The organism is Paraburkholderia terricola (genome assembly GCF_003330825.1).
Taxonomy (GTDB): Bacteria; Pseudomonadota; Gammaproteobacteria; order Burkholderiales; family Burkholderiaceae; genus Paraburkholderia; species Paraburkholderia terricola.
In genome coordinates this window covers 2,693,908-2,712,606 of sequence record NZ_CP024942.1, presented here as the reverse complement: position 1 = coordinate 2,712,606, position 18,699 = coordinate 2,693,908, and the positions used below count along the sequence as shown (strand labels likewise).

The window sequence follows — 18,699 nt, the reverse complement described above, 5'->3', positions numbered from 1 at the left end:
CGGATGCTGCATTGCCGAATCTTCTGTTTCCGCATGCGATGTCGCGCAGGCGAGCGGTCGGTCGATTAGATTTGTAGACCACCGTGCTGACGAGGGCAACAGAAATGTTGCGCGCGGTTTGCGCGTTCGCGCGGGTCCACCTGGTTTCCACTTAGTTGTCATGCGCCACGGATAGCCAACGCCCGCCATGCGATGTGACGCAAACCGCACGCACGGTATTCCTATCGTGATCGTGATCGTGAGTACCGCATGCGCGCGTGCGTACTTTCCCTATACGGCCGTCGTCTCGCCGATCGCTCCCGGCGCATTGGCGGGCGCGCTATCGTTTGGCGTCACATGGCTCTTTCGCCATGCGGCCGGCGGCATACCGAACTCGCGCTTGAATGCGCGATTGAACGCCGCCTCGGAGTCGTAGCCGACCTGCTCCGCCAGCGCGGCGAGCGATTTGGCGCCGTCCAGCAGTTCGTGCGAGGCGAGCTGCAAACGCCAGCGCGCCAGGTACTGCATGGGCGGCTGACCCAACAGATCGGTGAACCGTTGCGCCAATGCGGAGCGCGACAGCCCCACTCTTCGCGCGAGTTCGTCGACGGTCCACGAATACGCCGGTTGCGCATGAAGCAGCGATAGCGCGGGCCCGACGAAGCGGTCGCGCACACCCGCGAGCCAGCCCTTGCGGTCCGCCGGCAAGGCGTCGATACAGCGGCGCACCGCTTCGACGAACAGCAGTTCCGACAGCCTCGCAAGAACGATCGCGCTGCCCGCGCGCCACTGCGCCGCCTCGCCGACAGCGAATCGAAGCGACGATTCGAGCCACGCCGAATGAGGATCGTTGCGCATGTCGACTTTGAAGAGCCTCGGCAGCGAGGACAGCAGCGGATTGCCCAACGTATCGTCGCAAGCGAGAAAGCCGCATACGACCCGCGTCGGCGCTCCGCCGCCGCCATAGGAGAGCGTCATCACCTGGCCCGGTGTCGTCTCCATCTGGATCGCGAGAAGCGGTCCTGCCAGCTCGGGGGAGAGATCGAGGGCGCTGCCGAAAACATGCGCCTCGCCTTGCGGCACCACCAGCAGTTCACCGGCCTTGAGATGAATGACGGATGCGGGGTCGCTGGCGAGTCGCGCCGAACAACTGCCCTCGGTGATGAGATGGAATGAAATCACGCGTTGCGAGCCCGGCAGAAAGGCGTCGCAGAGGGCCGAATCCGCCTGGCCAAACAGGCACCACGGGGTCGTGAAGTCTCCGTTGAGGTAGACCGCACCATTGAGCCGCACAACGCGAAGAACGTCGGAAAGCGCATCCATGAACAGCGTCCGTCAATCCCGGCGTTCCGCGCAAGAGATCTGGACGCCTGGTCATTCAACGATATGAACTACGAGCAGATACTAGCACCCACCTGAACGCGCAACAACGCGCGAATCAGGCACCCGGCGACAGTAGCGGCACATGCAATGCAAACCATCAAGGAGACATCTCATGAGCAATGAAAGCACTTACGAGGGCGGCTGTTTTTGCGGCGCGGTTCAATTCACGGTGAGCGGCGAGCCGGCCGGAATGGGCTATTGCCATTGCGATTCATGCCGAAGCTGGTCGGCCGGACCCGTCAATGCGTTCACGCTGTGGCAACCGGAAGCGGTGCGCATCACGCAGGGCGCGGACAACATCGGCACTTACAACAAAACGCCGAACAGTTATCGGAAGTGGTGCAAGACGTGCGGCGGTCACCTCTTCACCGAACACCCCGGCATGGGACTCACCGACGTGTATGCAGCGTCCATTCCACAGTTTCCCTACGAACCCGGCGTGCATGTTCACTACGAGCACACCAGGCTGCGCATGAAGGACGGCTTGCCGAAAATGAAGGACGTGCCGAAGGAAATGGGCGGTTCGGGTATCACGATCGCCGAATAGCGGCCGCACGGCGCGTGCATTGCCGCGCCATGCGACGCGATGCACCGCGGAACATTTCCACTCCATGCTTAACAGGAAGTACAGCCATGTCCACAGTCACTTCTTCCTCGCCCGCCGTCGATCTCGCCGCGCTCAAGAGCCGTCAGCAAGCCGCCTGGTCCTCGGGCAACTATGCCGTGGTGGGCACCACCTTGCAGATCGTCGGTGAACAGTTGTGCGAGGCGCTCGATCTGCGCGCCGGCAGCCGCGTGCTCGACGTCGCCGCCGGCAACGGCAATGCAACGCTTGCCGCCGCACGCCGCTGGTGCGACGTGACCTCCACCGACTACGTCTCGTCGCTGCTCGAAGCCGGGCGCACGCGCGCGCAAGCGGAAGGCCACACGATCCGGTTCCAGCAAGCGGACGCCGAAAGCCTGCCGTTTGCGGACAAATCGTTCGATGTCGTGATGTCCACCTTCGGCGTGATGTTCACGCCGAATCAGGAGCAGGCCGCGAGCGAACTCGCGCGCGTCTGCAAACCCGGCGGGAGAATCGGCCTCGCGAACTGGACGCCCGATAGCTTTATCGGCCAGGTGTTCAGGATGATCGGCAAATACATACCGCCCGCGCCGGGCGTCAAATCGCCGGCACTGTGGGGCACGCAGGCCCGGCTCGCGGAACTGTTCGGCGAAACCGCGCGGGACGTTCGCACGACGAGCCGCGAGTTCGTCTTCCGCTATCTGTCGCCGGCCCACTGGCTCGAAGTGTTCCGCACCTACTACGGTCCGATGAACAGGACGTTCGGCGCGCTCGATGCGGCGCAACAGGCCGCGTTGACCCAGGATCTGCTCTCGCTCATGGAAAGCCGCAATCGTTCCGGCGACGCCACGCTCGTGCTGCCGAGCGAATACCTCGAAGTGGTGATCGAGCGGAACTGATGCCGCGCGATGGCGCTGACGGATACGCGGAGCGTCAAGCCGCGCTGTCTGTCGCGCCCGAACTATTTGCTCAATGAACGTCGTCGAATAAACGACACTTTCCCCCTCGCATCGCCACTGGAAGCCGCAACGCGTTCCAGTCAAGGCTCGTGTAAAGCGCGCATGGTCGATGCTTAGGTACGGCAGTTGAGTTGAACGGCTGCCCGCGATTCGCGGCGGTGGATTCACTCCAGACCGCATCGATTATCGGAGTACACCATGCTCGCCTATCTTGCCAGGATGCTGCGCAATTTGCTCGAACGCGCGGAACATAGCCGCCGTAATGCGTTCCTCGCGTCGTCGGTCGATATAGGCGAGCTGGAGCGGCGCATGCGCTCGTTCGAGATCAACGGTTAGTCGAACGGGGCCTCTTGAGCCGCCTACGCACGCGCGGCGGCAATCACCTGCGACGCGAGCGCATGATGCTGCCCGCGCCGCGAGCGGATTGCGTGAATCTCCTCGATCACGCCTTCCGCACGGCCCAGCGGGCGCAGTCCCCGCAGCAGCGACACATCGTCCGCGCCCAACTCCGCGAGCGGGAACACGCCGAGACCTCGCGCGGCGAACACCGCCATGAGCGCGCTGTCCTCGAATTCTCCGGCGATCCGCGGCCGGATGCCTTCGGTTTCGAACCAGCGTTCGAGCCGCGCGCGCAACGCGCCATGGCCGGTCGGCAGCAGCACCGGCACCTCGGACAGACAGTGCGGAAAACCGGCGCGAGTCGACTTGCGAACGATTTCCGCGGGACCGTACCAGTCGACCGGCGAGCCCACGAGGCGCTGGCTCACGACGCGCAGGTCCGCGTTGTGCGGCGCGGGCTGGCAGGCCAGCACGAGATCGAGCCGATGCAGCGCGAGTTCCGACAGCAATTGCGCGTGTTCGCCTTCATGACATAGCAGCCTGAGCGAAGGCGTGCCGAGCACCGGCGCGAGCAACGCGTGCGCCGCGAGCTTCGAGATGCCGTCGGACAGACCCACCGCGAGCCGCGCGACACGCTCGCCGCCCGCCTCGCGCATCTCGTCGAGCAGCGCCTCACCGAGCTGAAAAATCTGCTCCGCGCGGCTAAACGCGGCCTGCCCTGCTTCGGTCATCGTGACGCCGCGCCCGGCCGGCTTCAGCAACTGGCGCCCAATGGATTTTTCGAGTTCGCGCACTTGCGCGCTGATCGTCTGCACCGCCATGCCGAGACGTTCGGCCGCGCGCGCGAAACCGCCCTCCTTCACGACGATCCAGAAATAGTAGAGATGGCGGTAATTGAGCATGGTGAACAGTCTTCGGGAAAAACGATGTATCGCTCAGGGTAACACTGGTTTATCCGAACCACGAAAACGCGGATCATCAACGAATTCCGGCGTCATTCTCCTTAACCTCAATCACCTATTCCCATGGACTATCTACTCGCACTCGTTACCGACCCCGCTGCATGGGCGGCGCTTCTCACGCTGGTCGTGATGGAAGTCGTGCTCGGCATCGACAACCTGATCTTCATTTCGATTCTCAGCAACAAGCTGCCCGAAGCGCAGCGCGCACGCACGCAGCGCATCGGCATCATGCTTGCGCTCGTGCTGCGGTTGGCCCTGCTCGGCACCGTCGCGTGGATCGCGCAGTTGACCCAGCCTGCCCTCACGCTCTTCGGCCACGGCTTTTCCTGGCGCGATCTGATCCTGCTCGGCGGCGGCCTGTTCCTGGTCTGGAAAGCCACGCGTGAAATGCACCATCACGTCGCCCCCGCCGACGAGGCACAGGGCGCGGCGGGCAAGGTGGTTCAAATGACCGCTTGGGCCGCGATTAGCCAGATCCTCGTGCTCGACATCGTGTTTTCGGTGGACAGCATCATCACCGCGGTCGGCATGACCGAGCATGTGCCGATCATGTTCGTCGCGGTGATTGCCGCGGTCATGGCCATGCTGTTCGCCGCGCATCCGCTTTCGCGCTTCATCGATCGCAATCCCACGATCGTCATGCTCGCGTTGAGCTTCCTGCTCGTGATCGGCATGGCGCTCATCGCGGAAGGCTTCGGTTCGCACATCCCGAAGGCTTACATCTACGCGGCGATGGCGTTCTCCGCGTTCGTCGAGGCGATGAACATGCTGACGCGCCGGGCGCACGCGAAGCGAGCCGCCGTGGCGAGGCAGTGAGGCGTGCACTGAGCGCGGGCATTGCGCCCGCGCATGAAGGGCGGCTCGATCGATCTGGCCGGACTATCGCCGGAGGCCGCCCCCGAATCGAACGGCCCGCCATGTTTGACGTTCGATGTTCTTGGTACTTTTGAGGAGCGACATGATGAAATGCCCCGTTTGCAAGACAACCGACCTGCTGATGACCGAGCGCCGCTCGATCGAAATCGACTACTGCCCGAACTGCCGGGGCGTGTGGCTCGATCGCGGCGAACTCGACAAGCTGATCGCGCAGGATGCGGAAAGCCACGACGCGCCGACTAGCGCGCGCGTGAGCCGGGACGATGACCGCGATCACCGCGATCACCGTGACCACCGCGAGCGTGAGCCGCGATACGAAGGCCACCGCTCGTATGACGATCACCGAAGCGGCTATCAGGGACATAAACGAAAGAAGCGTTCGATTTTCGACGTATTCGATTTCGACTGAACGCCGTGATCGCGCCATGCGCGGCATGCGCGGCGGTCCCGTTTGCAACGAAGCAGCGGGACCGCATCGCCACCGGAGCACCTTCAATCCAGGCTCGCCGCGCAGGCGAGCTCTTGTTATAATTCTTTCAGCAAGTCGAACAAAACATAACGCCAATTCCAACTGCGCCAACTGCGCGAACCGCACCGCGCGACAGGACCTCCATGCTGAAACCCGACCGCCTCCGCGTCCTCGGCGACGCGCTAGGCAAGCAAAACGTGATGCGTCTGCGCGACGCCGCCAGCCTGCTGGGCGTATCGGAGATGACTGTCCGGCGCGACATCGCGGGCAGCCCGGAACGCTTCACGTATCTCGGCGGCTATATCGTCAGCGCCACTGACGTACCGAACACCGCCGGCTATTCACTCGAAGAAGAAAAAGACCATTTCGCGCAGGCCAAGGCCGAAGCGTCCGCGATTGCGGCGGGGCTGATCGGCAACAACGAAACCCTGTTCATCGACTGCGGCACGACGCTCACCACGCTTGCCCGGCTGATTCCGGTCGAACGCCATGTCACCGTGGTGTGCTATTCGCTGAACGTCGCCGAGATTCTGCGGCGCAAGCCGAATGTGCGAATGATCCTGCTGGGCGGCGTCTATGTGCCTTCGTCCGACTCATTCGCGGGCGAGGAGAGTCTGGAGATGCTGCGCCGCATGGGGATCAACAAGGCTTTTATTTCCGCGGGCGGCGTGGACGCCGCACGCGGCGTCACCTGCTGGAATTTTCACGAAGTCGCGCTGAAACAGGCGGCGATGGCGAGCGCCGTCGAACGGCATCTGGTGGTGGACGAAAGCAAGTTCGGCGTGGTGAAGGCGGTGCGCTTCTCGCAAGTGGACGACTTCGATTCGATCATCACCGAGAAAGGCCAGGCGCTGCGCCAGCGCAAATAAGCGCGCAGGCCGCGCAGCGTCACAATTCAGCGCTTGCGCTGCAACGCGAACAGCGTCCCCGCGATCAGAATGAATGCGCCGATGATCACCTTCTGCCAGGTGCTCGGCACGCCGACCAGTATCAGCACGCTCTTGATCAACGTCACGAGCACCACGCCGAGCAAGGTGCCGACTACCGTACCCGTGCCGCCCGTAATGCGTGCGCCGCCGAGAATCACCGCGGCGATCACATCGAGTTCCGATCCAACCAGATCGAATGGATTCGCGAGCCGGTTGTTCGACACGTGCAGAATGCCGGCGATACCGGCGAGCATGCCCGTATAGCCGAACACGAACAGATGGATCGCGCGCAGGTTGTAGCCGAGCCGCTCCGCAATCGCGAGACTGCCGCCCATCGCATAGACGCCGCGCCCCATCATCGTCCGGTTCAGCAGCCACCATGTGACGAACGCCGCCGCCACCAGCGCCAGCACCGAAACCGGCAGCACCGCGCGCAGCCCGTCGGCCGTGTGATAGAAAAACAGCGGAATGCGGCCGAAATGATCCATGCTGTGCGGAATGTTCATGAAGAACGTCGTGCCGATGAACGTCAGCAACATGCCGCGATAGAGATACTGCGTGCCGATCGTGACGATCAGCGAAGGCGCCTTCAACCGGTGCACGAGCAGCCCGTTCACCACGCCGAGCATCACGCCGCCGAGCGCGCCGGTGATCAGGATCAGCGCAAACGGCGCGTCGGGCCACCACGCGAACACGGCCTTGGTGATGCCGTACATGGTGAGCGCGGCGATCGCGGTGAACGACACGTCGATGCCGCCCGACGCCAGCACGACGAGCGTGCCGAGCGCGAACAGCGACATCGTGGTGGCCGAGTGCAACAGATCGAACAGCGTCGCCAACTGGAAGAAGCGCGGATTGATCGCGCCGACCAGCAGGCACGTCAGCACGATGAGCGCGACCGTAAACCATTCGGGATTGCGCGCGAGCCGGGTCCGCAGGCTCGGCGGTTTGACCTCGGGAGCGACTTCGGCAACGGTCGGGGTGGTCATGGGCTGGTTCATGCGCGGATTCAGGCGCGAGTTCATGGGTGGGGCGTCCTCTATGCCGCTTCGGAAAGCAGCGCGTGATACAGATCGGCTTCGCTCAGTTCGTCGGCGCGGTATTCGCTCGCGACGCGTCCTTTCTTCATCATCAGGATGCGGTCGCAGTTTTGCAGCAGTTCCGGCAAGTCGTCGCTGATCAGAATGATGCCGATGCCGCGTTGCGACAGCCGCTGCATGATGCGGTAGATGATGTCCTTCGATCCGACATCGACGCCGACCGTCGGTCCGTGCAGGATCAGCACGCGCGGATCGATCGCGAGCCAGCGGCCGATCAGCACGCGTTGCTGGTTGCCGCCCGACAGCGATTGCACCGGCTTGTCGACGCCGGGCGTCGCGATCTGCAGATCCTTCACGGTCTGTTCCGCGAGCGCCTGCGCCCGCGCGCGGTCGATCTGGCCGAAGCGGTCGCGCAAGCTGGAAATCATCGCGGTAATCACGTTGTCGCGGATCGGCTTGTCGAGAAACAGCCCTTCGTTCAGGCGGTCTTCCGGCACATAGCCGATGCGATGGCGTTTCGCATCCGACGGCGTGCGCAATGCAATGCGCCTGCCGTCGAGCACCACCTGCCCTGACTGCGCCGGCGCGACGCCCGCGAGCGCCCGCGCGAGTTCGTTGCGCCCCGAGTCGAGCAGACCAGTGATGCCGAGAATTTCCCCGCCATGCAGGCGAAACGACACGTCGCTGAACTGGCCGGCGCGCGTAAAAGCGCGCACGTCGAGCACGACGTCTTGCCCTAGCCCGCCCTCGCGATAACGTTCGTTCGACAGATGGCGCCCCGTCATCAACTCGCTGATCTGCGCTTTCGTGAATTGCGCGATCGGGCCTTGCGCCATTTTCTGTCCGTCGCGCAGCACGATTACTTCGCCGCCGATCGCGTAGCACTCGTCGAGCTTATGGCTCACGAACAGCACCGTCACGCCCTGCGCGCGCAGATTGGCGAGCACGGCAATCAGGTTGTCCACTTCTTTTTGCGTGAGCGAGGTCGTGGGTTCGTCCATGATGACGAACTTCGCCTCGCTGGCGATCGCGCGTGCAATCGCGACGAGTTGGCGCGTTGCGAGCGGCAACTGTTCGATGAGCGTCGCCTGAAACTCCGCGTCGCCGGGCAAGCCGACCGCTTCTAGCGCGCGGGCCGCCGTGCGCGCCAATTCGCGCCGGTCGAAGGTGCGGGCGAGCCGGCCTTCATGCAAAGCCAGTTCGGAAGTCAGCGCGACGTTTTCGGCCACGCTCATGTTGGGCAGCAGCGACAGATCCTGATAGACGGTTTCGATGCCCGCGGCGAGCGCTTCGAGCGCGGAGAGCCGCGCATGCCGCACGCCTTCGATCACGAGCTCGCCTTCATCTGGCGGCTGCGCGCCGGAAATGATCTTGATCAGCGTGCTCTTGCCGCAGCCGTTCTCGCCGAGCAGGTGATAAATCTGCCCGCGCTCGAACGACAGGCTCACGCCGCGCAGCGCATGCACGCCGGTGAACCGCTTATGTACGCCGGCGACCTGCAGGAAAGGCCGCGACGCTTCAGGCTGTACGGATGACGATACGTCTTGATTCATGATGGCGAGCCGCAAGTTGAGGCGTGCCCACCGGGGCACGCCGTGACACATGAAGCAACGGACACAAGCGGAATCAGAACGGATACTGCTTGTAGTTCGACTTGTCGACGTTCACCCAACCCTGGCCGCGCACGATGATCCCCTTGCCTGGTCCCTTCGCGACGGTAACCTTGGTGTAGCCCGGAATGCCGAGATCGGCGCCGTTCTCGACGGTTTTGCCGTCCACCAGCATCTTGGCGACCTTGTTCATCGCCTCGCCCGCGAGCTTGGGGTCCCAGAACGCGATGCCGTTGATAGCGCCGCTTTCGAGGAACTTGCCCGCCTCGGTCGGCAAGCCGGTGCCGTACACGCAGATCTTGCCCTGCATGCCGGCTTCCTCGACCGCGCGGCCGATGCCGATCACGTCCAGCGACGACGAGCCCTGAAAGCCCTTCAGGTCGGGATGCTTGCGCAGCACTTCCTTCGCGACTTCATAGGCGCGCTCGCCGTCGTTATTCGTTTCGAGCTTCGGTTCGACCAGGTTCATCTTCGGGTACTTGCCCTTCGCGTTGCCGATGCCGCCGTCCGCCCACTGCACCTGCGAACGGCTGCCGAGCGAACCGACCAGCACGGCCCACTTGCCGTCGCTGTGCATGCACGAGGCAAGGCGCTCGTTCAGGCCGGCGCCGTAGGCGGTATTGTCGAACGCCTCGATATCGACCATCGTGTTCTTCGCGTTGTCGGCCTCGTGCGTGACCACCTTGATGCCGCGATCCATCGCTTTCTTCAGCGCCGGTTCGAGCGTGGGCGGATCGTAGGGGACCACCGCGATCGCCGTGACTTTCTTCGCGATCAGATCTTCGATGATCTTCAACTGCTGGGCCGCGTCCGCGCGGCCTGGGCCCGTCTGATACGCGCTCACGCCGGGGTTCTCCTTCGCGAACTCCTTCACGCCCTCGTCCATCCGGTTGAACCAGTTGATGCCGGTGACCTTGACGACCGTCACGATCGTTTCGTTCGTTGCCGCCTGCGCGGCGGCGATCACGCCCACCGCGAGGGCGCCGGTAGCCAGCGCGGCACCCAGTCGAGTCAATTTCATGCGATGTCTCCTTTATCGTTCGATGTCGCCCCTCTTCACGGTCGCGGACAACCAGGGCTCGTTGTCCGCCGTGTACTGAATGAAACCGTTCGCAGGCGTTGGGTCGATAGCTAACGCTTCGGCGCGGCGCTCGCGCCAGCCGCACCGCCGCCACCGCCAAAGCCGAAAATCGCCCGCACCCGCTCACCGCCCGCGAACGCCAGCGACAACAGCAACAGAAAACCCCACGCGCAATCGCCGAAGAACTGCGATACGCCGAGCAGATTGAACAGGCTCGACAGAAATTGCAGCACCGTGGCGGCAAAAAACACGCAGATGATGCGGCCATGACCGCCCGCCGGATTCACGCCGCCCATCACCGCGATCAGGATCGCGATCAGCAGATAGGAGTTGCCGTAGTCCCATTTCACGCTGGACGTATGCGTCGCGCTGATGAGCCCGGCCAGCGACGCGAGCACGCCGCACATCGCATAGGTCGTGATCAGCATCCGCGCGCGCGGAATGCCGGCATAGAACGCGGCTTTGGGATTGGTGCCCATCAGATAGAGGCGCAGGCCGAACGGGCTGCGTTTGAGCAGCCATCCCAGCACGATCACCGCCGCGATGAAAATGCAGAACGCGATCGGCACCTGAAACACCGTGCCGTTACCGATCGCCGACAACGGGTCCACATAGTCGACGTGCACCGAGGCACCGTTGCTGAGCACCACCGCGAAGCCGGTAAACAACAACTGCGTGCCGAGCGTGCAGAGAATCGGCGTGAGCCTGAGCCACGCGATCACCACGCCGTTCAGCATTCCGCCGAGCAGTCCCATCACGACGACGATCGAGCAGAACAGCGCCGTATAGAGCACCGGCGAGTCGTCGCCGTTGACGAAATGCGGCACGGCCAACGCGGCGACCATGCCCGACAGATTGGCAAGCCCGACGCCGGACAGGTCGATCCCGCCATTGCCCGACACCATCGAGAGCATGATGCCGAGCGCGAGCAAGCCGAGCTCGGGCAACTGGCCGCCCATCGATTGCAGATTGTCGATATCGACGAACTGCCCGCGCGAGAGCCACGTCGCGACCAGCACGACGAGCACGTTGACGATCAGCAGGAAATTCAGTTGCCGGTCGGCGAACGGTTTGCCGCCGCCGAACATGGACTCGAGCAAGGACCCCAACGAGGACTTCATGATGATGACGATCTCCTTGAACCGGCGCGAATGGTCAGAGCGCCTGTGAGGTCTGATCCGACTGGCTCAGTACCCGCTTCACTTCATCGAGCGTCGGCATGGACGGCGCGGTGCCCGCGCGCGTCACCGAAATGCCCGCGAGCGCGCAGCCGAAACGCATCGCGGCGATCGCATCGTCGCCGCGCGCGAGCGCCGCCGCGAAGCCGCCCGTGAAGCCGTCGCCGGCCCCGGCCGTTTCCACCACACGGCCGCAGTGATACGCGGGCACGAGCACCGATTGGGTCGCCGAATGCAGCAGCGCGCCGCCCTCGCCGAGCGTGACGACCACCGTGCCGACACCCTTGGCGAGCAGCACGTCGGCGGCGCGGCGTGCATCGTCGGCGTTCGCGATCGGCACGCCGGTGAGCGCGGCGGCTTCGGTTTCATTCGGGGTGATGTAGTCGCACAACGGGAAGATGCCGTCGTCGAGCGGCAACGCGGGCGCCGGATTGAACACGGTGACGACGCCGTGCTTGCGCGCGACCTCGAGTCCGCGGCGCGCGGCGGCGAGCGGCTGCTCCAGTTGCGTGACGAACACTTGCGCGGCGGCGATGTCGGCTTCGATCGCGTCGACGTCGGCGGCATTCAGGGTGCCCGCCGCGCCCGAGGCGACGATGATCGCGTTCATGCCGGTGGTGTCGTCGACGAAGATATGCGCCGCGCCGGTGGACACGCCGTCGATCACCGAGGCGCGCGCCGTGATGCCCTCGGCGGCCCACGTCGCACGGGCGATCGCGCCGAACGCGTCGTTGCCGATGCGGGTGCAGAACACGACCTTGGCGCCGGCACGCGCCGCCGCCACCGCCTGATTCGAGCCCTTGCCGCCCGGCCCCATCGCGAACGCCGAGCCGGCGATGGTCTCGCCGATCAACGGCATGCGTTCGGCGCGAAACGTCAGATCGGTGACGTAGATGCCGAGAATGACGACGCGTCCCGCTCGTTCGTGAGGCGCGTTCATGCGTATGTCCCTCGCGGAGCGTTTGCGAAAGGGGCGTGTTTCAGCAGAGCCAGATTCTTCAGCACGTTGTCTCCTCCATTTACTGGTTGGCGTGCGCGTTGTTCAAGTGCCTGGGACGCCCGGTCAGTCTCCGTAGGGGATCCAGATGTTCTTCACCTGCACGGCCTGGCGCAGAAACGGCAAGCCTTCGCTCGCAGGGTCGAACCAGTCGAACTGGCGCCCATGATCGACAAAGGTCCGCTTCAGGTTGCCGATCGACTCGCGTTCCACCAAAGCCGAATCCGCCGCATTGCCGAAGCACCAGAGCGCGTCGACGTCGTCGTGTCGGGCGAGCGCCGGCAGCAGCGCGGCGCGCTCGCCCGTCACGATGTTCAGCACGCCGCCGGGCACGTCCGAGGTCTCGACCACCTGATAAAAGTCCGTGACCGCGAGCGGACACGCCTCGCTCGGCAACACCACGACGCGATTACCCATCGCGAGCGCGGGCGCGGCCAGCGACACGAAGCCGAGCAACGGCGCCTCGTCGGGACACGCAATGCCGATCACGCCGAGCGGCTCGTGCATCGCCAGCGCGACGCCGCGCAGCGGCGGCGTATGCACGGCGCCGTCGAACTTGTCGGCCCACGCCGCGTAGGTGAAAAGACGCGCGACCGCCGCCTCCACTTCCGCGCGCGCCGCGGCCTCGGTCGCGCCGTTTCGCACGACGAGCTGCCGCGCGAATTCGTCCGCGCGCACAGCCAGATTTTCCGCCAGGTAGTACAGCACCTGGGCGCGGTTATGCGTGCTCGCCTGCGACCACTTCTGCGCCGCGCGTGCCGCTTCGACCGCGTTGCGAATGTCCTTGCGATTGCCCTCGCCCACTTCGCCCACGGGCGTTCCATCCGGCGCGTACACCGGCAGCGAATACCCGCTATCCGGGCGCGCCTGCTTGCCGCCGATAAAGAGCTTGGCCGTGCGGTCGATCAGCGCAACGTTCGACGGCTCGCCGCGTTGCTCGACATGCGCCGCGCGCTCCACCGGCCGGCGCTTCGGAAGATTGAGCCACGCGCGCGGTTTCAGATATTCGTAAATGCCCTCACGTCCGCCTTCGCGCCCATAGCCCGATTCGCGATAACCGCCGAAGCCGACCGCCGCGTCGAACAGGTTGGTCGCGTTGATCCACACGACACCGCATTGAAGGCGCGGCGCGATGTCGAGCGCGCGGCCGATGGTTTCGCTCCACACGCTGGCGGCGAGTCCATAGCGCGAATTGTTGGCGAGTGCAATCGCTTCGTCGGGCGTGCGAAAGCTCATCGTCACCAGCACCGGGCCGAAGATCTCTTCCTGCGCGAGCGTGGAAGCCGGCGCCACGCCGGTCACGAGCGTGGGCGGATAGAAGCAGCCGCCCGCGGGCAGCGCCGCATCGGACGACTGCCACACCGCACAGCCTTCGCGCCGCCCGCTCTCCACCAGCGACTCGATGCGTTCGAGCTGCACCGGATCGACGATCGCGCCGATATCGATGCTCTTGTCGAGCGAGGTGCCCGCACGCAACGTCTGCATGCGGCGTTTGAGCTTTGCGATGAAGCGCGCCTCGATGCCTTCCTGCACCAGCAGGCGCGAGCCCGCGCAACAGACCTGCCCCTGGTTGAACCAGATCGCGTCGACCACGCCCTCGACCGCGCCGTCGAGATCGGCGTCGTCGAAGACGATGAACGGCGACTTGCCGCCGAGTTCGAGCGTCAGCGATTTGCCCGAGCCAGCCGTGACCTGGCGAATCAAACGCCCGACTTCCGTCGAACCCGTAAAGGCGATCTTGTCGACTTGCGGATGCGCGACGAGCGCCGCGCCGGTCCGTCCATCGCCGGTGACGACGTTCAGCACGCCCGCCGGCAAGCCCGCGCGATGCGCGAGTTCGGCGAACAGCAACGCGGTAAGCGGCGTGTATTCCGCGGGCTTCAAGACGACGCAGTTGCCGGTGGCCAGCGCGGGCGCGATCTTCCACGCGAGCATCAGCAAGGGGAAATTCCACGGCACGATCTGCCCGACCACACCGAGCGGCGCGTAAGCCGCGAATTCGCTGTCCTGCAACTGCGCCCAGCCCGCGTGATGCAGGAAGTGCCGCGCGACCAGCGGCACGTCGATATCGCGCGTCTCGCGGATCGGCTTGCCGTTGTCGAGCGCCTCCAGCACGGCGAACAGCCGGCTATGGCGCTGGACCATGCGAGCGAGCGCATACAGATGCCGCGCGCGGCCCGCGCCGCCCAACGCGAGCCAGCCCGGCTGCGCGGCGCGCGCGGCGGCGACCGCCGCGTCGATATCGGCCGCATCGCCCTGGGCGATCTCGGCGAGCCGTTCACCCGTGGCGGGCGCGTGCGACACGAAGCGCTCGCCAGCGGCCGGCGCCTGCCACTCGCCGCCGATGAAATGTCCGAAGCTCGCTGCGTGCCGCGCGAGCCATGCGCGCGCGGCTTGATCGTCCTCGGGTGCGGGACCGTACTCCATCGATGAAAAATACTCGGCTACGCTCATGGGATCGGTCTTGTGTTCAGGCTACGGGATGACGGTTGAAAGCGGAATAACGGCCGCTCACGTGATGTTCGAGCTGGCGTTCGATATCGGCCAGCAGACTCGACGCGCCGATGCGAAAGCGCTCCGGTTCGAGCCACGCGCGGCCGAGTTCTTCCTTCATCAATATCTGATACGACAGCACCGACTTGGCAGTCGACACGCCGCCCGCCGGCTTGAAGCCGATCGGCACGCCGGTGCGCTCCTGGTACTCGCGGATCATGCGCACCATGACGAGCGACACATCGAGCGTGGCGTTCACGCCCTCCTTGCCGGTGGAGGTCTTGATGAAGTCGGCGCCCGCCATCATGCAGACCATCGAGGCGCGCGCCACGTTGGAGAGCGTGCGGATGTCGCCGGTCGCGAGAATCGTCTTCAGATGCGCGGGGCCGCAAGCGGCGCGAAACTCGCGCACTTCGTCGTAGAGCGCCTGCCAGTTGCCGGTGAGCACGTGTTCGCGCGTCACCACGATGTCGATTTCCATCGCGCCGTCCGCCACTGAAGCCTCGATCTCCTTCAGCTTCAGCGGATGCGGGATCAGCCCGGCCGGAAAACCGGTCGATACGGCGGCAACGGGAATGCCGCTGCCCTTGAGCGCATCGACAGCCGCCGCGACGAAGCGGTGATAAACGCACACCGCGCCCGTCGTGATGCCCTGCGGCGCGATGCCGAGCGCGTCGAGCAGATCGGCGCGCACCGGCTGACGCGCTTTCGCGCACAGGCGGCGCACGCGCCCTTCGGTGTCGTCGCCATTGAGCGTGGTGAGGTCGATGCAGGTCACGGCCTTCAACAGCCACGCCGCCTGCGCATCCTTCTTGACGGTCCGGCGCGTGCCGAGCGTGGCCGTGCGCCGTTCGACCGCGGACTGGTTGACGCGCAGCCCGTCGAGCCACGATGCGTCGAAAGGCGTGCCCGGATTGCGCACCGGATGAACGAGCGGCCCGCCGCGCAGCGCGATGACCGAGGAAGACAACGAAGGAGCTTCAGGCATGAGACGTCCGGAAATTTGTGACGCGACGCACAACAGCGGCCGACAGATTTGGTTCGCGTCTATGCTACAACGATTGGGAGAATCATAACAAGCGCTGCGAGCCGATTGTTACATCGCTACCGGGAAAGCCCGTATTGCAACGATGAAATGTGATTGGCGCACCAGAATCATGAAGTAAAGATCACAACAGCGTCACGCGTGGCCGTCGGGTCAAGCAAGGAAATTTTCGTCGTATCGGCGAAAGAGGCATGCCAGATGAGTGAGCCGTGACGGTCACGGCCACTTCATCACATCAGGCTTCGTCGATTCACGGATAGCAGAGTGACGGGCGTGCCGCGTCCGCGATTCCCAAAGTCCTGGCGTGTTGACGGATCGCGTGCAATTGGCTTTGAATGGCGGGACTGCAACAACATGGAGGAAACATGCAGCCGGCCCGCAAGATCATCGCGCTCATCGCATACGCAGGATTCACCGCACTGACAGCGACAGCGCATGCCGCGCGCGCCGCTGAGATTCCCGTGGAAACCATCACCCTCGAAGGCCTCGCTCGACCCTCGGACATCCTGATCGACCGTTGGGGCGTGCCGCATATCTTCGCGGCGAACGAAAGCGACGCGTTCTTCGTGCAAGGCTTCAACGCGGCGCGCGACCGGCTGTTCCAGATCGACCTGTGGCGCCGCCGCGGCCTCGGCCAGCTTGCCGAGGTGTTCGGTCCGGCCTACGTCGAACAGGACAAAGCCGCGCGTCTCTTTCTCTATCGCGGCGACATGAACGCGGAATGGAAACGCTACGGGCCCGACGCAAAACCGGTGGCCTCGCGCTTTGCCGCCGGCGTGAACGCGTATATCGACTGGCTGGCCGCGCATCCCGACCAGATGCCCTATGAGTTTCGCAAGGTCGGCTACTGGCCCGCGAAGTGGTCCGCGGACGACGTCGTGCGCATTCGCAGCCACGGCCTCACGCGCAACCTGACAAGCGAGGTCGCGCGCGCGAAGGTAGCCTGCAAGAGTTCGCTCGCGGCCGATTCGGTGCGCTTCGGCCTTCAGCCGGCATGGCAGCCGCATAGCCCGGAAGGACTCGATCCGTGCCTGCCCGACGATGTGCTCAAGGTCTTCACCCTTGCCACGCAAGGCGTGCGCATCACGCGCGAATCGCTGAAAAGCGCCGACGCATCGGCCACCGTGATCGCCGCCGCGGACAACCCCGAGGAAGTGACGGAAGGCAGCAACAACTGGGTGATCGCGCCGGCGAAATCGGCGACGGGCCGCGCGATCATGGCGAACGATCCGCACCGCGCGTATGCGGCGCCGAGCCTGCGTTATATCCAGCAGATCAGCACGCCGACGCTCGACATCATCGGCGGCGGCGAGCCGTCCGCGCCAGGCGTGTCGATCGGACATAACGGCGCGATCGCGTTCGGCCTGACGATCTTCAACATCGATCAGGAAGACCTGTACGTCTACGAATTGAATCCGGCGAATCCGCGTCAATACCGCTATCGGGATCGCTGGGAGCCGATGCGCGTCGTGCGCGAGACGATTGACGTGCGGGGCGGCGCGCCCGTCGTCGCCGATCTCGCGTTCACGCGGCACGGTCCGGTGATCTATACCGAGGACGCGAAACATCGCGCATTCGCCGTGCGCACCGCGTGGCTCGCGCCGGGCATGTCGCCGTATTTCGATTCCGTGCGCTACATGCGCGCGAAAAATTTCACGCAGTTCAAGCAGGCGCTCTCGACCTGGGGCGCGCCGACCGTCAATCAGGTGTATGCGGATACGCACGGCGACATCGGCTGGGTGCCGAGCGGTCTCGCGCCGAAGCGCCCCAACTGGGACGGCCTGATGCCGGTGCCGGGCGACGGCCGCTACGAATGGGCCGGCTTCTGGCCGCGCGATGAGATGCCCTCGGCCTACGATCCGCCCGACGGCTACTTCACCACGTCGAACGAGATGAATCTGCCGGCCGGCTATTCGTATGGCGAGCGCAAGCTCGGCTTCGAATGGACCAACGGCTCGCGGCATCAACGCATCGACGAAGTGTTGAAGGCGCTGCCGAAGGTGTCGATCGAGGATTCCGAGCGTTTGCAAAACGATATCGAATCGATCCCGGCTCGCCGGCTGGTTGCGCTCGTCGCACCGCTGTCCAGCGACGACCCGGACACGCGCGCCGCGCTCGCGATGCTGAAGGGTTGGGACGCGCAGATGCGCGCCGACTCCCCGCAAGCCGCGCTGGAAGAAATCTGGCTCAGCCGTCACCTGGGCCGCGCCTTCAAGCAAGCCGTGTTGCCGAAGGCCGCGGCGGCGGCGTTCGCCGCGCCCGATACCGCCGTCATGCTCGATTCGCTGGAGCATCCCGAGACGCGCTTCGGTGAGAACGCGGCGACGAAGCGCGACGCCGTGCTGCTGGCGAGCCTGCGCGACGCCTACGCGGAGATGGTGAGCCTGCAAGGCGCGGATGCGGGCCAATGGCAATGGGGCAAGCTGCAAACGAACCTGAACGCGCATCCGCTCGCCGATCTGGTCGACGCGGACATGCGCGCGAAGCTCAACGTCGGCCCCACCGGCAAGGGCGGCAGCGCGTACACGCCGAACCAGTCGACGTATCGCGCGAGCGACTTCCGGCAAACCAACGGACCGTCGTTTCGCGTGATCGTCGACGTGGGCAACTGGGACAACTCGCGCGCGGTGAATCTGCCGGGCGAATCCGGCGATCCCGACAGTCCGCACTATCGCGACCTCGCGACGATGTGGCTCAACGGCGAGTACTTTCCCTTGCTCTATTCGCGCGCGGCAGTGGAAGCCGCCGCCGAAAAACGCATTCGCCTCGTGCCGGGCGCGCAAACCAGGTAGCG

16 protein-coding genes are annotated in these 18,699 nt (G+C 64.7%); 7 read left to right on the top strand and 9 right to left on the bottom strand.

Features of this window, described 5'->3' with window-relative positions; genetic code table 11:
* Nucleotides 1-270 precede the first annotated feature (270 nt).
* Nucleotides 271-1,302 (bottom strand): AraC family transcriptional regulator, encoded by a 1,032-nt coding sequence (locus CUJ90_RS30780; protein ID WP_073428366.1) that lies wholly within the window; start codon nucleotides 1,300-1,302, stop codon nucleotides 271-273.
* A gap of 172 nt (nucleotides 1,303-1,474) precedes the next feature.
* Between CUJ90_RS30780 and CUJ90_RS30775 the strand changes: the two genes are divergently transcribed.
* The 3 genes from CUJ90_RS30775 (at nucleotide 1,475) to CUJ90_RS30765 (ending at nucleotide 3,222) form a co-directional block, all read left to right on the top strand.
* A complete protein-coding gene (locus CUJ90_RS30775; RefSeq protein WP_073428367.1) occupies nucleotides 1,475-1,909 on the top strand; it encodes a GFA family protein in 435 nt (144 codons plus the stop codon).
* Between the two features lie 86 nt (nucleotides 1,910-1,995).
* Nucleotides 1,996-2,826, top strand: a complete 831-nt coding sequence (locus CUJ90_RS30770) for a class I SAM-dependent methyltransferase (RefSeq protein WP_073428368.1) — start codon at nucleotides 1,996-1,998, stop codon at nucleotides 2,824-2,826.
* Nucleotides 2,827-3,084: 258 nt separating this feature from the next.
* Nucleotides 3,085-3,222: a DUF3563 family protein gene (locus CUJ90_RS30765; RefSeq protein ID WP_073428369.1), complete on the top strand. Its 138-nt coding sequence runs from the start codon at nucleotides 3,085-3,087 to the stop codon at nucleotides 3,220-3,222.
* Between the two features lie 23 nt (nucleotides 3,223-3,245).
* Here CUJ90_RS30765 and CUJ90_RS30760 read toward each other — a convergent pair whose 3' ends face one another.
* Nucleotides 3,246-4,127 carry a LysR family transcriptional regulator gene (locus CUJ90_RS30760; protein WP_073428370.1) on the bottom strand — a complete coding sequence of 294 codons (882 nt, stop codon included), beginning with the start codon at nucleotides 4,125-4,127 and terminating at the stop codon, nucleotides 3,246-3,248.
* 123 nt (nucleotides 4,128-4,250) lie between these two features.
* Here CUJ90_RS30760 and CUJ90_RS30755 point away from each other — a divergent pair, with 123 nt between their 5' ends.
* The 3 genes from CUJ90_RS30755 to CUJ90_RS30745 all read left to right on the top strand — a co-directional run bounded on the left by CUJ90_RS30755 (nucleotide 4,251) and on the right by CUJ90_RS30745 (nucleotide 6,401).
* Nucleotides 4,251-5,003, top strand: coding sequence for a TerC family protein (locus tag CUJ90_RS30755; protein ID WP_114164548.1), 753 nt, complete (start codon nucleotides 4,251-4,253; stop codon nucleotides 5,001-5,003).
* Between the two features lie 145 nt (nucleotides 5,004-5,148).
* On the top strand, nucleotides 5,149-5,472 hold the full coding sequence (locus tag CUJ90_RS30750) for a TFIIB-type zinc ribbon-containing protein (protein WP_114164741.1): 324 nt from the start codon (nucleotides 5,149-5,151) through the stop codon (nucleotides 5,470-5,472).
* Between the two features lie 203 nt (nucleotides 5,473-5,675).
* Nucleotides 5,676-6,401 carry a DeoR/GlpR family DNA-binding transcription regulator gene (locus CUJ90_RS30745; RefSeq protein ID WP_073428372.1) on the top strand — a complete coding sequence of 242 codons (726 nt, stop codon included), beginning with the start codon at nucleotides 5,676-5,678 and terminating at the stop codon, nucleotides 6,399-6,401.
* Nucleotides 6,402-6,427: 26 nt separating this feature from the next.
* Here CUJ90_RS30745 and CUJ90_RS30740 read toward each other — a convergent pair whose 3' ends face one another.
* The 7 genes from CUJ90_RS30740 to deoC all read right to left on the bottom strand — a co-directional run bounded on the left by CUJ90_RS30740 (nucleotide 6,428) and on the right by deoC (nucleotide 15,848).
* On the bottom strand, nucleotides 6,428-7,486 hold the full coding sequence (locus CUJ90_RS30740) for an ABC transporter permease (protein WP_073428373.1): 1,059 nt from the start codon (nucleotides 7,484-7,486) through the stop codon (nucleotides 6,428-6,430).
* Between the two features lie 14 nt (nucleotides 7,487-7,500).
* Nucleotides 7,501-9,054, bottom strand: coding sequence for a sugar ABC transporter ATP-binding protein (locus tag CUJ90_RS30735; RefSeq protein ID WP_073428486.1), 1,554 nt, complete (start codon nucleotides 9,052-9,054; stop codon nucleotides 7,501-7,503).
* Nucleotides 9,055-9,127: 73 nt separating this feature from the next.
* The gene (locus tag CUJ90_RS30730; protein ID WP_073428374.1) at nucleotides 9,128-10,132 is read right to left on the bottom strand and encodes an autoinducer 2 ABC transporter substrate-binding protein; all 1,005 of its coding nucleotides are present in this window, start codon (nucleotides 10,130-10,132) and stop codon (nucleotides 9,128-9,130) included.
* 110 nt (nucleotides 10,133-10,242) lie between these two features.
* Entirely contained in the window at nucleotides 10,243-11,313 is a 1,071-nt protein-coding gene (locus CUJ90_RS30725; RefSeq protein ID WP_244220080.1) for an ABC transporter permease, read from the bottom strand.
* Nucleotides 11,314-11,347: 34 nt separating this feature from the next.
* A complete protein-coding gene (rbsK, locus tag CUJ90_RS30720; RefSeq protein WP_073428376.1) occupies nucleotides 11,348-12,310 on the bottom strand; it encodes a ribokinase in 963 nt (320 codons plus the stop codon).
* 123 nt (nucleotides 12,311-12,433) lie between these two features.
* On the bottom strand, nucleotides 12,434-14,821 hold the full coding sequence (locus CUJ90_RS30715) for an aldehyde dehydrogenase family protein (protein ID WP_114164546.1): 2,388 nt from the start codon (nucleotides 14,819-14,821) through the stop codon (nucleotides 12,434-12,436).
* Nucleotides 14,822-14,837: 16 nt separating this feature from the next.
* Nucleotides 14,838-15,848 carry a deoxyribose-phosphate aldolase gene (deoC, locus tag CUJ90_RS30710; RefSeq protein ID WP_073428378.1) on the bottom strand — a complete coding sequence of 337 codons (1,011 nt, stop codon included), beginning with the start codon at nucleotides 15,846-15,848 and terminating at the stop codon, nucleotides 14,838-14,840.
* A gap of 422 nt (nucleotides 15,849-16,270) precedes the next feature.
* Here deoC and CUJ90_RS30705 point away from each other — a divergent pair, with 422 nt between their 5' ends.
* Nucleotides 16,271-18,697: a penicillin acylase family protein gene (locus tag CUJ90_RS30705; RefSeq protein ID WP_073428379.1), complete on the top strand. Its 2,427-nt coding sequence runs from the start codon at nucleotides 16,271-16,273 to the stop codon at nucleotides 18,695-18,697.
* Nucleotides 18,698-18,699 lie beyond the last annotated feature (2 nt).

Coding starts and splice junctions, on each gene's coding strand:
- CUJ90_RS30780 (WP_073428366.1), bottom strand. CDS start 1,302: ATGGATGCGCTTTCCGACGTTCTTCGCGTTGTGCGGCTCAATGGTGCG.
- CUJ90_RS30775 (WP_073428367.1), top strand. CDS start 1,475: ATGAGCAATGAAAGCACTTACGAGGGCGGCTGTTTTTGCGGCGCGGTT.
- CUJ90_RS30770 (WP_073428368.1), top strand. CDS start 1,996: ATGTCCACAGTCACTTCTTCCTCGCCCGCCGTCGATCTCGCCGCGCTC.
- CUJ90_RS30765 (WP_073428369.1), top strand. CDS start 3,085: ATGCTCGCCTATCTTGCCAGGATGCTGCGCAATTTGCTCGAACGCGCG.
- CUJ90_RS30760 (WP_073428370.1), bottom strand. CDS start 4,127: ATGCTCAATTACCGCCATCTCTACTATTTCTGGATCGTCGTGAAGGAG.
- CUJ90_RS30755 (WP_114164548.1), top strand. CDS start 4,251: ATGGACTATCTACTCGCACTCGTTACCGACCCCGCTGCATGGGCGGCG.
- CUJ90_RS30750 (WP_114164741.1), top strand. CDS start 5,149: ATGAAATGCCCCGTTTGCAAGACAACCGACCTGCTGATGACCGAGCGC.
- CUJ90_RS30745 (WP_073428372.1), top strand. CDS start 5,676: ATGCTGAAACCCGACCGCCTCCGCGTCCTCGGCGACGCGCTAGGCAAG.
- CUJ90_RS30740 (WP_073428373.1), bottom strand. CDS start 7,486: ATGAACTCGCGCCTGAATCCGCGCATGAACCAGCCCATGACCACCCCG.
- CUJ90_RS30735 (WP_073428486.1), bottom strand. CDS start 9,054: ATGAATCAAGACGTATCGTCATCCGTACAGCCTGAAGCGTCGCGGCCT.
- CUJ90_RS30730 (WP_073428374.1), bottom strand. CDS start 10,132: ATGAAATTGACTCGACTGGGTGCCGCGCTGGCTACCGGCGCCCTCGCG.
- CUJ90_RS30725 (WP_244220080.1), bottom strand. CDS start 11,313: ATGAAGTCCTCGTTGGGGTCCTTGCTCGAGTCCATGTTCGGCGGCGGC.
- rbsK (WP_073428376.1), bottom strand. CDS start 12,310: ATGAACGCGCCTCACGAACGAGCGGGACGCGTCGTCATTCTCGGCATC.
- CUJ90_RS30715 (WP_114164546.1), bottom strand. CDS start 14,821: ATGAGCGTAGCCGAGTATTTTTCATCGATGGAGTACGGTCCCGCACCC.
- deoC (WP_073428378.1), bottom strand. CDS start 15,848: ATGCCTGAAGCTCCTTCGTTGTCTTCCTCGGTCATCGCGCTGCGCGGC.
- CUJ90_RS30705 (WP_073428379.1), top strand. CDS start 16,271: ATGCAGCCGGCCCGCAAGATCATCGCGCTCATCGCATACGCAGGATTC.